Origin of the sequence: Nocardia higoensis NBRC 100133 (assembly GCF_000308595.1) — a bacterium.
Classification (GTDB): domain Bacteria; phylum Actinomycetota; class Actinomycetes; order Mycobacteriales; family Mycobacteriaceae; genus Nocardia; species Nocardia higoensis.
The window spans coordinates 1-14,299 of sequence record NZ_BAGA01000140.1 but is presented as its reverse complement, the minus strand read 5'-3'; the positions used below and the strand labels follow the sequence as shown (position 1 = coordinate 14,299).

At 69.4% G+C, this 14,299-nt stretch carries 14 protein-coding genes; 7 read left to right on the top strand and 7 right to left on the bottom strand.

Annotated elements, in window-relative coordinates; genetic code table 11:
• Both ON26_RS25885 and ON26_RS25880 read left to right on the top strand, forming a co-directional pair.
• Entirely contained in the window at window positions 1-882 is an 882-nt protein-coding gene (locus ON26_RS25885) for an ABC transporter ATP-binding protein (protein WP_373280963.1), read from the top strand.
• Window positions 882-2,222 (top strand): bifunctional adenosylcobinamide kinase/adenosylcobinamide-phosphate guanylyltransferase, encoded by a 1,341-nt coding sequence (locus ON26_RS25880; protein ID WP_040799655.1) that lies wholly within the window; start codon window positions 882-884, stop codon window positions 2,220-2,222. The genes ON26_RS25885 and ON26_RS25880 overlap by 1 nt, the downstream gene beginning before the upstream one ends.
• A 76-nt stretch (window positions 2,223-2,298) precedes the next feature.
• Here ON26_RS25880 and ON26_RS25875 read toward each other — a convergent pair whose 3' ends face one another.
• A complete protein-coding gene (locus ON26_RS25875; RefSeq protein WP_040799654.1) occupies window positions 2,299-3,294 on the bottom strand; it encodes an Rpn family recombination-promoting nuclease/putative transposase in 996 nt (331 codons plus the stop codon).
• 428 nt (window positions 3,295-3,722) lie between these two features.
• On the opposite strand from ON26_RS25875, the gene ON26_RS25870 reads away from it, so the two are divergent.
• Entirely contained in the window at window positions 3,723-4,751 is a 1,029-nt protein-coding gene (locus ON26_RS25870) for a phosphotransferase family protein (protein WP_040799651.1), read from the top strand.
• Window positions 4,752-4,769: 18 nt separating this feature from the next.
• On the opposite strand, the gene ON26_RS25865 is transcribed toward ON26_RS25870, so the two are convergent.
• The 3 genes from ON26_RS25865 to ON26_RS25855 form a co-directional block, all read right to left on the bottom strand.
• Window positions 4,770-5,186 carry a type II toxin-antitoxin system VapC family toxin gene (locus ON26_RS25865; protein WP_051027594.1) on the bottom strand — a complete coding sequence of 139 codons (417 nt, stop codon included), beginning with the start codon at window positions 5,184-5,186 and terminating at the stop codon, window positions 4,770-4,772.
• Complete coding sequence (locus ON26_RS25860; protein WP_040799642.1) at window positions 5,179-5,433, bottom strand: type II toxin-antitoxin system Phd/YefM family antitoxin; 255 nt, start codon at window positions 5,431-5,433, stop codon at window positions 5,179-5,181. The genes ON26_RS25865 and ON26_RS25860 overlap by 8 nt, the downstream gene beginning before the upstream one ends.
• Window positions 5,434-5,591: 158 nt before the next feature.
• Window positions 5,592-7,415 carry an acyl-CoA dehydrogenase gene (locus ON26_RS25855; RefSeq protein WP_040799641.1) on the bottom strand — a complete coding sequence of 608 codons (1,824 nt, stop codon included), beginning with the start codon at window positions 7,413-7,415 and terminating at the stop codon, window positions 5,592-5,594.
• A 253-nt stretch (window positions 7,416-7,668) separates the two neighbouring features.
• On the opposite strand from ON26_RS25855, the gene ON26_RS25850 reads away from it, so the two are divergent.
• Entirely contained in the window at window positions 7,669-8,289 is a 621-nt protein-coding gene (locus tag ON26_RS25850) for an alpha/beta hydrolase family protein (protein ID WP_040799639.1), read from the top strand.
• 78 nt (window positions 8,290-8,367) lie between these two features.
• On the opposite strand, the gene ON26_RS25845 is transcribed toward ON26_RS25850, so the two are convergent.
• Entirely contained in the window at window positions 8,368-9,042 is a 675-nt protein-coding gene (locus ON26_RS25845) for a class I SAM-dependent methyltransferase (protein ID WP_040799636.1), read from the bottom strand.
• A 58-nt stretch (window positions 9,043-9,100) separates the two neighbouring features.
• Window positions 9,101-10,282 carry a glycoside hydrolase family 183 protein gene (locus ON26_RS25840; RefSeq protein WP_373280962.1) on the bottom strand — a complete coding sequence of 394 codons (1,182 nt, stop codon included), beginning with the start codon at window positions 10,280-10,282 and terminating at the stop codon, window positions 9,101-9,103.
• A gap of 257 nt (window positions 10,283-10,539) precedes the next feature.
• On the opposite strand from ON26_RS25840, the gene ON26_RS25835 reads away from it, so the two are divergent.
• From ON26_RS25835 to ON26_RS25825, 3 genes are read left to right on the top strand one after another with little or no spacing between them, the layout of a single operon-like run.
• On the top strand, window positions 10,540-12,072 hold the full coding sequence (locus tag ON26_RS25835; RefSeq protein WP_040799631.1) for a TLP1 C-terminal extension domain-containing protein: 1,533 nt from the start codon (window positions 10,540-10,542) through the stop codon (window positions 12,070-12,072).
• Window positions 12,069-12,833: a crotonase/enoyl-CoA hydratase family protein gene (locus ON26_RS25830; protein WP_040799629.1), complete on the top strand. Its 765-nt coding sequence runs from the start codon at window positions 12,069-12,071 to the stop codon at window positions 12,831-12,833. The genes ON26_RS25835 and ON26_RS25830 overlap by 4 nt, the downstream gene beginning before the upstream one ends.
• 19 nt (window positions 12,834-12,852) lie before the next feature.
• Window positions 12,853-13,488, top strand: coding sequence for a TetR/AcrR family transcriptional regulator (locus ON26_RS25825; RefSeq protein WP_040799623.1), 636 nt, complete (start codon window positions 12,853-12,855; stop codon window positions 13,486-13,488).
• An 11-nt stretch (window positions 13,489-13,499) separates the two neighbouring features.
• Here the strand turns inward: ON26_RS25825 and ON26_RS25820 are convergent, their stop codons facing one another.
• On the bottom strand, window positions 13,500-14,297 hold the full coding sequence (locus ON26_RS25820) for an alpha/beta fold hydrolase (RefSeq protein WP_040799622.1): 798 nt from the start codon (window positions 14,295-14,297) through the stop codon (window positions 13,500-13,502).
• Window positions 14,298-14,299 lie beyond the last annotated feature (2 nt).

Genomic DNA, 14,299 nt, shown 5'->3' with positions numbered 1-14,299 from the left:
ATCGTGGAACCCGCGGTGATCTGTGAACGGGTCGGCGCCGAGCGTGGCGGCATCGAGGTACTGCACGACATCGACCTGGTGGTCGCCGCGGGCGCGTGGGTCTCGCTGGTCGGCCCCAACGGCTCGGGCAAGACCACCCTGCTGCACGCGCTCGCCGGACTCGTGCCCGCCTCGGGCGCGATTCGGGTCGCCGGCGTGCTGCCGAGCCGATCGTCCCGCCGCGCCACGGCCCGCGCGGTCGCGCTCATGCCGCAACGTCCGGTGGTGCCCGAAGGCGTCACGGTACGCGAACTCGTCCACCTCGGCCGCACCCCGCACATCGCCCGATTCGGCGGCGAAACCCGGCGCGACCGCGAGATCGTCGACCGGGTCGTGGCGCGTCTGGAGCTCGAGGATCTCGTTGCCCGCCCGGCCACCGAACTCTCCGGGGGAGAACTGCAACGGGTGGTGCTGGCCCGGGCGCTGGCCCAGCAACCCCGGGTGCTGCTGCTCGACGAACCCACCAGCGCCCTCGACATCGGCCACCAGCAACAGGTGCTCGACCTGGTCGATTCCATGCGCCGGGAAGGGGAGCTGACGGTCATCGCCGCCATGCACGACCTGACCTCGGCCGCCCAGTACGGCGAACGTCTCGTCCTGCTGGACCATGGCCGCATCGTCACCGATGGGCCGCCCGCCGACGTGCTGACGGTCGACCGCATCGCCGAGGTCTACGGCGCGCGCGTCGAAGTGCTCGACCGCCCCGACGGCCGCGCGGTGTTGCCCCTGCGCGAAAGACCTGCCGAGGCCGCAACATCTTCTGCCGCAACATCTTCCGGTGTGTCTTCGCCGGAAGCGGTCGGGCCCGACGAGACCGGGCTCGAAGGAACGGAGTCACGCTGATGGAAATCGTCCTGCTCGGCACCGGAGCGGCCGACGGGTGGCCGTCCCCCTTCTGCCGCTGCGCATCGTGCCGCGACGCCGCCGCGCGCGCACAGATCCGCGGCCAGACCGCCGCCCTCGTCGACGACGTCCTCCTGCTCGACTGCGGTCCCGAAGCCCCCCGCGCCGCCGTCCGCCTCGGCCGCACGCTCGCCGATGTCCGCCACATCCTGCTCACCCACGCCCACCCCGACCACCTCGGACCGCAGGCCCTGCTGTTCCGATCCTGGATCGACACCGGCCACGAACTCGACGTGATCGGCCCCGCCGACGCGCTCGACGCCTGCCGCCCCTGGGTGGGCCCGGACGATCCGGTGCGATTCACCCCCGTCTGCCCCGGCGACCGCGTCACGGCCGGAAACTACGAGGTCACCGTCCTGCCCGCCCGGCACCGGGTGTTCCGCGACGGCGACACCGTCCTCTACGACCTCGCCGGCCCGGACGGCGGGCGCGTGCTCTGGGCCTGCGACACCGGTCCGTGGCCCGCCGAGTGGTTCGACGCGGTACGCCACGCCGCCTATGACGCGGTCTTCGTCGAGGAGACCTTCGGCGATCGCTCCGATCTGTCCGACCAGCACCTCGGTCTCCACGAATTCGGTGACTTCGTGGGCGGATTGCGCGAGGCGGCGGCCGTGACCGAGACGACCGACGTGATCGCGGTACACCTGGGCCACCACAACCCGCCCCTCGACGAACTGGAGCGACGATTGCGAACCCACGGAGCCAGGCCGGGCCGCGACGGCGAGGTGGTGCACGCGGGGCCCGCCACGCCTCCCGCCGCGCACCGGACCCTCGTGCTCGGCGGCGTGCGCTCCGGCAAGTCCCGCCACGCCGAAGACCTGCTCGCCGCGCACCCCGCCGTGACCTACGTGGCCACCGGCGGCACCCGCGACGGCGATGCCGAATGGGCGCAGCGCGTGGCCCTGCACCGCGAACGCCGCCCCGCCTCCTGGGTCACCCTCGAAACCGATGACGTGGCAACAGCTCTCGCCACCGCCGACCGGCCCGTGCTCGTCGACTGCCTCGGCACCTGGCTCACCGCTCGCCTGGACGCCCACAAGGTCTGGGAGGGAGCCGATCTCGCGCCCGTGCACGCGGACATCGACGATCTCGTAGCGGCGTGGCGCGTGTGCGAGGTGCCCGTGGTGGCGGTGAGCAACGAGGTCGGCAGCGGGGTGGTGCCCGCCTCCGCCTCGGGCAGGCTGTTCCGGGACCTGTTGGGAATGGTGAATACCCGGGTGGCTGCGGCCTCGGAGTCGGTGACGCTCGTCGTCGCCGGGATACCGAGGTCGTTGCGCTGAAGCTCCTGGCAGCGGGGCGCCGATGCTCAGCACGCCGTCGACCCCCGCCGCCAGTGAGTAGCGCTGGTCTTCGGTGTCAGATCTGGTCGAAGACTTCATCCAGGGTTGCGGCTGACAGCACTCGTCGGAGCCAGATGTGCAGTGTGGCGGCGTCGGCGGCGGCGATCCGGGCGTTGACGTCGACCGGAAGCGCACCGAACTTGATGGACAACAGTTCGGTCAGATTGGCCGCCCGTTCCTCGTTCCGGCCTTCGTTCCGGCCTTTTTCCCAGCCCTCTGCGCGGAGTCGTTCGGCAGTGGTCACGATGGCCTCCTTGGCACGTGGGCCGAGTTGATCGATCACCGGGCCCAGGTCGTCTTCGCTGGTCTCGCCCACAAAAAGAATATAGGTCATTACGCAGATCAGGTCGTCGGAGCCGCCGGGGGCGTCGGCGAGTGCTCGGATGTCGGGTACCAGAGGAAGCAGGTCGGTACCGAGGTTCCGGTTTCCCGCGGTGATCTTGTGCAGCGCGAGCATGACGCGGGTGGCCGGGGTGAGAGGACGCGCCCGCAGGGTCGGCAGGTCGACGGTGGTGAGGTCGTCGAGGATCAGCCGCAGGTGGGGGAGATGATCGCTGAGGGTGGCACGGGTGTCGGTGTCGAGGTCGATGAGGTCGAACAGTTCGGTAGGGGTGTTCCAGTGCCTGCTGTGGGGACCGCTGTGGATGACGATCGGGACGATCGCGGGCAGGGTCGTCGTATCCGGGTTCTGGTGCAGGTAGCGGTTCCAGATGGCGACCAGGTATTCGGTCATGCGCAGGGGCATGAACCGGTCGGGACGGCTCTGGTGCTCGACCAGCAGGTAGATGTAGGTGTCGCGGGCGTCGAGGCGGGTGCGGAAGAGCAGGTCGCTGTAGCGGGACTTCAGCTGCGGTGAGACGAAGCTGCCGGACTCCAACATCAGGCCGTCCCAATCCATGCGTGCGGCAACGGTTTCGGGTAGGACGTGACGCAGTTCGCCGGCGGCGTCGGCGGGGCGGGACATGATTCGTCGGAAGAGCGCATCGTGCGGGTTGGACCGTGCGACGGACATGGTCGATCAAGTTACTCGGCGGCAAATCCGCGCGCGGCGTTTCAATGGTAAAACTTCTGCGGGGGAACGGATTACGCCGACAACCACGCGAGAGCGGGTCAAGTGAACCAGGTTTCGCGATATCGGAGGTGGCGGAACGGGTATAGCCGCGCTCGGCGGTGGGCAAAGCCTTGCCGACACCGCCCGACCGGCGGGGCCCGAACCCGTCCGGGGTCGGCCTCGCCAACGGTGTCGGAGCCCTGTTCCGAGATCAGGGCATCTGCCACGATTCCCCGTATGGACTTCCCGCCGTCGCCCTGTCCGCCGCGATATCTCGCGCAGAGCCGGTCGCCGCACCGGCCGTCCCGTTCGCCGTGGCCTCACGCACTGGGGATCGCGGACAGGTCCGGCCGAGGCCCGAGGCCGGGTGCTCGTGTGGGGCGGCGGCGATGACCCCGGGCTCCGGTCCGGCGGGTGTCGATGAAGGCGCGGTCACAGCGTGGTTCGTCGAGCATGTGCCGGAGGTGACCCCGCCGTTGCGGTTCGAGCTCATCACCGGCGGCAGGTCGAATCTGACGTACCGGGTTCGTGACGCGAAGCACGCCCGGTGGGTGCTGCGGCGCCCGCCGACGGGCGCGGTGCTCGCCTCCGCGCACGATGTGGTCCGGGAACACCGGATACTCGAGCTGCTCGCCGAGACAGCGGTTCCGGTGCCGCCGGTCGTCGGCTGCTGCACCGATCGCGCGGTGACGGGGGCGGATTTCTACGTGATGACGTATGTCGACGGCGTCGTGCTGGACGGTCCCGCGTCCGTCGCCGCGCTGCCACGGGATCGTCGGGTGGTCGCTTCGGAGCAGATCGTCGACACGCTCGCCGCGATCCACGCCGTCGACATCACGACCGGGCCCTTGGCCGCCCAACGCCGAACCGGCAGCTATCTGGAGCGTCAACTGCACCGCTGGCAGCGGCAGCTCTCCGCGGGCGGCATCGAGTCCGGGCCGATCCGGGATGTGCACCGACTGCTCTCGCGTGCGGTGCCGCCGGAACGCTGGACCGGCGTCGTGCACGGCGACTTCCGTCCGGGCAATCTGCTGATCGGCGACGACGGGCAACTGCGGGCGGTGCTCGACTGGGAGCTGTGGACGATCGGCGATGTCATGGCCGACCTCGGCTGGCTCGTCGCCTCCTGGGCCTCGGCCGAGGTGTTCGGCTGGTCACCGGACCCGAGTGACGGATTCCTCGATGTCGACGCCGTCGTCGCCCGCTATGTCGAACGCACCGGCCGCGATGTCGCCGACCTCGACTACCACCACGCCTTCGCGGTGTGGAAGCTCGCGGCCATCTCCGAGGGGATCCTCGCCCGCTTCCGGGCGGGCGCCATGGGGGATCAGGATGTCGACCTCGACGAACTCGTGCGGCGACCGGCCGAGCTGGCCGAACTGGCCCGCCGCATCCTCACCACCGGAAAGTCGCGCTGATCGACCGGGTGCGAAGCCTCAGACCGGGACCACCGTCAGCAGCTTCTCGATCCCTCGGAAATCGACCGCGTTTCGGGTGAACAGCGGGAGATCGTTCACCGATGCCACAGCCGCGATCATGAGATCCGCTTTGCGTGGCTTCGGGCTCCGCTCGGAGGCCGCAACGAGCTTTGCCATCGATGTGAAGCGTCGTGCCGCCGCGGGGGTGAACGGCAGCGGATCGAAACTGTGCTCCACTTCCAGCATCCGCTCGGTCCGGAGTGCGAGTTGCTCGGGGGTCGTGGCCAGTGCGATTCCCAGACCCAGTTCAGCCACGGTGATCGCGCTGATCTCAGCGCGCACCGGCAGAACCGCGGCGTCGATCGTGTTGATGTCGATGAGGACGCATGTGTCGAGCATGCCGACGGGGAACCGGCTCGAGGGCCGATCAGTCATCGAGCCGGTCCGCGCCGAACGCGGCGTCGATCTCCGCCCGTTCCTGTGCGCCTTCGCTCATCTCGGAAAAGCGGGCGAGGCGGGACTTGAGTTCGGCGATCGTCGCATCGCGCCGGGGGGTGATCGGCCGTAGTTCGCCGACCGGCCGTCCGTTGCGGGTGATGACGAAATCCTCGCCTGCCTCGAGCTGATCCATGACCCCGGCGCTCCCGTTACGCAGTTCGGCCTGGGTGATCATCCTCGTCATGACATGAGGATAGCAGCAGATGCTATATCTTGCTATATCAGCGCCGGTTCGAGGCGCTGAACACCACATACGGTCACGCGGAACGGGCCGACCCCGGAGGATTGCTCCTCCGGGGCCGACCCGTGCTCGTTCGGTTGTGCCTCAGCGGGCAGCGCTCATCAGAAGGCGGCTTCGTCCAGCTCCATGATGTCGTTGTCCAGGTTCGCCAGGATCGCGCGGGTGGCGGTCAGCTCCGGCAGGACGTTGCGGGCGAAGAACTGCGCGGTGGCGATCTTGCCCTGGTAGAACGCCTCGTCCGAGCCGGCGTCCTGGGCGGCGAGGGCGACCTCGGCCTGACGCAGCAGCTGCCAGCCGATCAGCAGGTCGCCGACCGAGAGCAGGAAGCGGACCGAACCCAGGCCGACCTTGTAGAGCTCGGCGGAGTTCTCCTGGGCGCCCATCAGGTGGCCGGTGAGGGTGGCGGCCATGGCCTGCACGTCCTCGAGGGCGGTCGCGAGCAGCTTGCGCTCGGCCTTCAGGCGGCCGTTGCCGGCCTCGGACTCGATGAACTTCTGCACCTGGCCTGCCACGTGGGCCAGGGCCACGCCGCGGTCGCGGGCGATCTTGCGGAAGAAGAAGTCCTGCGCCTGGATCGCGGTGGTGCCCTCGTAGAGGGAGTCGATCTTCGCGTCGCGGATGTACTGCTCGATCGGGTAGTCCTGCAGGAAGCCGGAACCACCGAAGGTCTGCAGCGACTCGGTCAGGTACTGGTAGGCGCGCTCGGAGCCGACGCCCTTGACGATCGGCAGCAGCAGGTCGTTGACGCGGGCGGCCAGGTCGGCGTCCGCGCCGGAGACCTGGGCGGCCACGTCGGCGTCCTGGTGGGCGGCGGTGTAGAGGTACACCGCGCGCAGGCCCTCGGCGTAGGCCTTCTGCATGGCCAGGCTGCGGCGCACGTCCGGGTGGTGGGTGATGGTGACGCGCGGGGCGTCCTTGGCGTTGGCGGTGAGGTCGGCGCCCTGCACGCGGTTCTTGGCGTAGTCCAGCGCGTTCAGGTAGCCGGTGGACAGGGTGGCGATGGCCTTGGTGCCGACCATCATGCGGGCGTGCTCGATGACCTCGAACATCTGCGCGATGCCGTTGTGCACCTCGCCGACCAGCCAGCCCTTGGCGGGGACGCCGTGGCCGCCGAAGGTCAGCTCACAGGTGGCCGAGACCTTCAGGCCCATCTTGTGCTCGACGTTGGTGACGAAGACGCCGTTGCGCTCACCCAGCTCGCCGGTCTCGTGGTCGAAGTGGAACTTGGGCACGAAGAACAGCGACAGGCCCTTGGTGCCCGGGCCCGCGCCCTCGGGACGCGCCAGCACCAGGTGCATGATGTTCGGGAACAGGTCGTCGGAGTCGGCGGAGGTGATGAACCGCTTGACGCCCTCGATGTGCCAGGAGCCGTCGGCCTGCTTGATCGCCTTGGTGCGGCCCGCACCCACGTCGGAGCCGGCGTCGGGCTCGGTCAGCACCATGGTGGCGCCCCAGCCCTGCTCGACGGCGATCTCGGCCCACTTCTTCTGCTCTTCGGTGGCGTTGTTCCAGAAGATGTTGGCGAAGCCGGGGCCCGCGGCGTACATGAAGGCGGCGGGCTGCGCGCCCAGGATCAGCTCGGCGATGGCCCAGTAGGCCGCGCGCGGGAACTGGATGCCGCCGAGTTCCTCGGCTACGGAGAACTTGTCCCAGCCGCCCTCTTCGAGAGTCTTGTAGCTCTTCTTGAAGGATTCGGGCAGCTTGACGGAGTGGGTCTCGGGATCGAAGACCGGCGGGTTGCGGTCGGCGTCGGCGAAGGACTCGGCCAGCGGGCCCTCGGCCAGGCGACGCACCTCGTTGAGCATCTCCTTGACGGTGTCGGTGTCCAGGTCGCCGTAGGCGCCGCTGTCGAGGAGGCTGCCCAGTCCGAGAACCTCGAAGAGGTTGAACTCCAGGTCGCGAACGTTGCTCTTGTAATGACCCATGTCTCTGGTACTCACTCTCCGTTGAGTTGGTGCGGTCGGTGTGTCATGCCGTTCCCGCCCGTTGTCGTCACCGGACCCGTTGCCGGATAGCGCATGCTACTCGCGGGTAACTTTAACCTATATTACCGCCGAGTAATGGCTTGGCAAAAGACCCCGGTGGCAATGTGATCTGAAAAACACGGCGCTGAGGTGGGATGAACACGCAGGTCGACGCGCTGCGGAGAGCACCACGACCGCCCGGTTACGGTGAGCTGTGCGCATCGAGACCAGTGCCGGGCCCGCGGACATCGAGGTGGATCTGCCGGGCGAACCGCGGATGCTGTTGCTGCTGACCCACGGCTCCGGGGGCGGTGTCGATGCGAAAGATCTGCTGGCCGTTCGTGATTCGGCCCTCGCGCTGGGCGCGGTCGTGTGCCGGGTGGTGCAGCCCTATCGGGTCGCCGGGCGGCGCGCACCCGGCTCGGCGGACAAACAGGATGCGGCCTGGCTGGAGATCGCGGCCGCGCTGCGCGACCGCTATCCGGACGGCCCGCTGGTGCAGGGCGGGCGCAGCAACGGCGCGCGGGTGGCCTGCCGGACCGCCGTCGCCGCCGGGGCCCGCGGGGTCCTCGCGCTGTCGTTCCCGCTGCATCCGCCGGGGAAGCCGGAGAAGACGCGCCGCGACGAACTGCTCGCCACCGGTGAAATCGAGGTGGTCGTGGTGAACGGGGAGAAGGACGCCTTCGGTATCCCCGCTGCCGCCGACGCCGCGCAGGTGGCGGTCATCCCGGGGCAGCCGCACTCGTTCCGCACCGGATTCGACCTGATCGCCGGGTACGTGGAGCCCTGGCTGCGGCGCTGGTCGCATGAGGATCGAGCTCCGCGACCGGCCTGACGACCCGGGCCGGGGGTGGCGCACGCGGAGTACGGCCGATCGCGCCGATCATCCCGACGTGGGCTGATCCGGCGCGGGCTACTCCGCGGGAGCGGAGTCCGGTGGCGCCGGGGCGCGAGTGGCCACGACCAAGGCGTCGATCGCGTCGTTGTGCTCGGTGGGGCGCAGCACCCGATCGGCGATCCTGATGTGCATGTCCGGGCTGGTCGCGGCGAGATCGGCGACGACGTCCTCGGGGGTGAACAGGATCGCCGGATCCTGCGGTCCGCCGTGACCGTCGTCGATATTGGTGCGGTCGTGGCCGAGGACCAGCAGGGTGCCCTCCGGAGCCAGCCGGCTCGCGGCCGTCGCCAGTACGGCGCGACGCTGCTCGGCGGGCAGGTGCAGGAAGACCATCAGCACCAGCTCGAACGGGCCCTCGACCCCGGCCGCGTCGAGGTCGGTGACATCGGCGCACTGCCAGGTGATGCGGCTGCGCACCGAGCGGGACAGCCGGGTCGCCACGGTCTTGCCCTTGTCCACGCCGACCTGCGAGAAATCGACCGCGTGCACCTGCCAGCCGTGGGTGGCCAGCCACAGCGCGTTGCGCCCCTCGCCGCAGGCCAGGTCGAGTGCCCGGGGCAGTCCGTCGACGTCGCGCGCGGCGGCGTGCCGGTGCAGGCTGTAGACGAATTCCACCACCGTGTTGTTGGGCGGTGCGCCCCAGACCAATTCGCTCTGCGCGTAGCGCTCGTCCCAGTCGGCCGCATCCATGTCCGCGAGTCTATTGATCCGCCGGTGGCGTCTCGCCGTCGAACTCGGGCCGCCGCGGCTAGAGCGTCGTGTGCATGAGGACCACGTTGTACTGGCTGTGCACCGTGGTGAGGAAGTACAGGTCACGCCCGGTCTGGTACGGGAAGATCGACGGCGCGTACGCGGTGGGCAGTTCGCGGGTGTCGATCAGCACCTCCGGCGGGCTCCACGGACCCTGCGGCGAGGGCGCGCGCCGCATGACGACCGAGTTGTACGGGTCGGTGGTCAGCGAGATGAACTGGCCGAGATAGTCGTTGTACATCACCGACAGCTCGCCCACGCCGTGCATGATCGGGGCGGCGGCGTTCACGTCGTTCTTGCGCCAGCCGTTGCCGTCCCAGTACTCGTACTCGGCGAGGTTCTCGATGTGCTTTTCGGGCACTCGGGCGACATATGCCGCGTTGTTGCGTCCGGCGCGGGTGCCGTACTCGTAGACGAAACCGCCGCTCTTGGTGAAGGCGTTCATCTGGAAGTTGACATTGCCGCCCTCACTGGGCCTGCGGGTGTGCCCGAGGTCGGCCCAGGTCTCGCCGTTGTCGGAGGATGCGGCCAGGCCGGAGAAGTTGGTGGTCCACTCGCCGACGTTGTCCCAGCTCTTCACCGACATCAGCGACAGGTACTGCACGCCGTTGACCGAGATGCCCGCGGTGGGGATGCGGCTGATCTCGACGAAGGGGATCTTCGGGCTCGGGACGAGATCCCTGGCCTGGCCGAACACGTCGCGCACGACGCTGTCGAAATAGATGCCGCGCGCGGGGTCCTTGGTGTGGCTGCGCACGAGGATGTTGGAGCGCCAGGCCCAGGTGCTGCCCGCCAGCAGATTGGGGAAGCCGACGCCCGCGGTATCGCCGAACGCGGTGAGCATCTCGCCGTTGCCGTTGTCCCACATGATGCCCAGGTCTGTGCCGAACACGTTGTAGTTCTGCGTGTTGTTCGGGCTGGCCATGCCGGTCACCTGGAAGACGGCCTTGGTACGACCGGGCAGGTTCGGTAGGCCGTTGGTGCCGTTGAGTACGGGGATGGGATTGATCGCGTTGGGGTTTGCCCCGGCGGGGGTGGTCGTCGACAGAAGCAAGGCCGTAGTACCCGCCAAGGTGAACAGCAGGATCGAGGCGCTCTTCTTCAAGGTTTTCAGGCCCTCCGGGATCTCGCCGGAATGGCGTACGACACACCAGCCCCCTATCTGTGTCCCGGACCTCATTCCGACTGGCTGGCAAATCGACGGGAATGTTAGCAGTGAACCCCACGAAATTGTGAACTCGAGATGATCTTCGGGGAAATGCCCGATCGACGTTCGGGGGCCCGCTTCGCGCTCATCTCGTTGTCGTTTCGCAACCGCACAGCATCCGCCCGGCAACGAGTGGCCCTCCCCTTGATTGTGCGGCTCTTCCGCCTCTGCTCTAATCGTGGTCTGCGGTTACCGTCAACAGTGACGGTAATTGAGGAAGCGGAGGAAGAATGCTGCCAGCCGGAATGGACCCACGCACGCCCGTCCTCGTCGGCGTCGGTCAGTCGGTGCACCGTAGTGGCGAACCGGGCCTGCCGGGCCCGGTCGATCTCGCGGCCGAAGCGCTGCGCCGGGCGGGCGCCGACAGCGGCGCCGGGGACAAGCTGCTGCGCGCCGCGGACGCGATCGCCGCGGTCGCCCCGGTCAGCAAGCCCTACAACGACCTGGGCGCCGCGGTCGGCGCCGCGCTCGGCGCCTCTCCCAGGTACACGGTGCAGTCCGCGCGCTTCGGCGGCGACGGCCCGCAGCGTCTGGTCAACTGGGCCGCGCAGGCCATCGCCGACGGCCGCGCCGAGGTCGTGCTGGTCACCGGCGCCGAAGCGGTCGCCTCGGGCAATGCCGCCAAGCGCTCGGGTGTCACCCCGGACTGGGCCGAGGAGGCCGCCGACGCCGCGCCGAACGAACTGCTCGGCTCCGACAAGGGCCCGAACTCGGACATGGAGATGGCCGCAGGCCTGTGGGGCCCGATCCACTTCTACGCGCTGATGGAGAACGCCATGCGCGGGCGGCTCGGCCTGAGCGAGGCCGAACACCTGCAGCGCATCGGCGGGCTGTGGTCGCGCTACTCCGAGATCGCCGCCGCCAACCCGTACGCCTGGCAGCCGCAGGCCCACACGATCGACCAGATCATCACGGCCACCCGCGACAACCGCATGGTCACCAGCCCCTACCGCAAGCTGATGGTCGCCAACCTCTCCGTCGACCAGGGGGCGGGCCTGATCCTGTGCAGTGCCGCGGCCGCCGATGCCGCGGGCGTGCCGCGTGACCAGTGGGTGTTCCCGCACGGCGGCGCGACCGCCAACGAGGTCTGGTACGTCACCGATCGCGCCGACATGGCCGCCTCGCCCGCGATCGCCGCGGCGGGCCGGGAAGCGCTGGGCGCCGCGGGTGTCGGTATCGACGATGTCGCGCACATCGACCTGTACTCCTGCTTCCCGATCGCGGTGCAGGTGGGCGCGGAGGCGTTCGGCCTGTCGATCGACGATCCGAGCCGCCCGCTCTCGCTGACCGGCGGCCTGACCTTCGGCGGCGGCCCCGGCAACAACTACGCCACCCACGCCATCGCCGCGGTTGCCGAGAAGCTGCGCGCCGATCCGGGCTCCTATGGTCTGTCCACCTCACTGGGCTGGTACATCACCAAGCACGGCGTCGGCGTCTACTCCACGCGTCCGCCCGCCCAGCTCTTCCGCGCCGTCGAGGTCCCCACCCCCGACGCCGCCCGCGCCACCGCCCCCGGCTACACCGGCCCGGCGACCGTGGAATCCTTCACCGTGCCCTACAACAAGGGTCCCGCTCCCGAGCGCGCCGACGAGCCCGAGGCGGTCATCATCAGCGCGCTGACCCCGGAGGGTGCCCGCACCCTGGTGCGCGCTGCCGACCCGGAAACCATCGCCGCCTTCACCGAATCGGACCCGATCGGCGCGAGCATCGATATCGTCGCGGGTGGCCGCGTCACACTGAACACCGAAAGGACTGCCGAATGAGCTCCAGCGTGCTGGTCGAACGTCGTGACGCGATCACCGTTCTCACCATCGACCGCCCCGAAGCCCGCAATGCCGTCGACCTGGCGACCGCGAAGGCGATCGAAGCCGCCGTCGACGCGTTCGAGGAGGATGCCGAGGCGCGGGTGCTGGTGCTGACCGGTGCGGGCGGAAGCTTCTGCGCCGGTATGGATCTGGTCGCCGCGTCCAAGGGCGAGATGCCCATGACGCAGAAGCGCGGCCCGCTCGGCATCACCGCCAAGCCGCCGGTCAAGCCGATGATCGCGGCCGTCGAGGGGTTCGCGCTGGCGGGCGGCTTCGAACTCGCCCTCGCCGGTGACCTCATCGTCGCCGCGAGCGACGCGCAGTTCGGCATTCCCGAGGTCAAGCGTGGTCTGGTGGCCGCGGGTGGCGGCGTGCTGCGGCTGACCCAGCGGTTGCCGCGCCCGATCGCCGCCGAACTCGCCCTCACCGGCGGCCGCATCTCGGCCGACCGCCTGTACCAGCTCGGCCTGGTCAACCGGGTCACCGAGCCGGGCGGCGCGCTGGCCGTCGCGATGGAGCTGGCGGCCGAGATCGTCGCGGCCGCACCGCTTTCGGTGGCCGCGAGCAAGCGCATCATCGACGAGTCGCCGGACTGGACCCAGGCCGAGGCGTTCGCCAAGCAGGGCGAGATCGCACTGCCTGCGCTGTTCTCCAAGGACGCCGCCGAGGGCGCGCTGGCTTTCGCCGAGAAGCGCGAACCGAAGTGGCAGGGCCGCTGAGTGGCGAGGCACTGATCCGATGACCGTACGCGTCCGGGAGACGCAGGCGCAGCGCCGCGCGCGTACTCGCACGCGGCTCCTGGACGCGGCTGTCGAAAGCCTGGTGGAGGTCGGTTACGCCGGCACCACCACCCTCGAGGTGCAGAACCGCGCGGGCGTTCCGCGCGGCACCCTGCAACATCATTTCCCGACCAAGCCGGACCTGCTGGCCGGCGCGGTCGAACACCTCGCGCAGCGTCGATTGGACCAGCTGACAACCGAATTCGCGGCCATCCCGCCCGGCGGCGACCGGTTGGCGGCGGCGGTCGAGCTGACCATGGACATGTTCTCCGGCCCGTCGTTCCACGCGGCGCTGGAGATCTGGGTGGGCGCGCGCACCGACGCCGAGTTGCGCGCGGCCTTCCTGCCCTACGAACAACGGCTGCTGGAGCAGATGCACATCGCCGTGCGCGACCTGTTCCGCGCCGAATTCCCCGACGATCCGCGAGTTCCGACGATCACCGAGTTCACCATCGAGATCGTCACCGGCCTGGCGATGCGCGCTCTGTTCACCGGCTATGCCGAGCCGAACCGCCTGTCGCGCGAGCGCTGGGTGAACGCGGTGCGCGTGCTGCTCGGCGGCGCACCCGCGAACACCCTGCTCGATTCCCGCTAGCTCGACCCCCGCTAGCTCGATCCGGCAGCGCTGTCCATCGCGTCGAACTGCTCGAACAGCACCCGCAGGCAGGCTTGCGGGTCGTCGTAGAACGGCGTGTGGCCGCTGCCGAAGAGCGTCCGGTGGCGGGCGGTCGGCAGGGCCAGCCTGGCGCGCTTGCTCTGGGTGGCGTAGGTGAGCAGGACGTCGCGGTTGCCCCAGGCGATGGTGACAGGAATATCGGCCAGCGCGCCGAGTTCGCGGAACTGCACGTCGGCGAAGGACGCGCAGGCGTCGGCGAATCCGGGCGCGTTCGCGGCGCCCTGCGCGGTCTCGATCGCGGTCTGCGCGTCCAGCGCCCAGGGCCGCCCGAAGACCAGGTAGAGGAACGCGGTGCGGCCCGCCGCGGTGTGGAGCATGCGGGGCATGGCGGGACCGAGCAGGCCCGCGAGCACCACCGACTTGCCCATCGTCTGCTGACACCAGATGCGGCCGGGCTTGTCCCAGAAGCCGATCGGGGAGAACGCGGTGACCGATCGGGCCAGGCCGCGCGCGCCGAGGCTCAGCGAGATGTAGCCGCCCATCGAATTGCCGACCAGGTGCGGACGTTCGATGCCCTCCTCCGCCAGGAAATCGGCGAGGGCGTCGGTCAGGGTGGCGACCGTGGTCCGGGGCAGCGGATCGGAACCGCCGAAGCCGGGCAGGTCCACCGCGATCACGTCGAACCGTTCCGCCAGAGCCGGGATCATCCGATCCCACACCTGCCACCGGCTGCCGAGTCCGTGGACCAGGACCAGGGGTTCCCCCGATCCGACACGATGATGGTTCAACC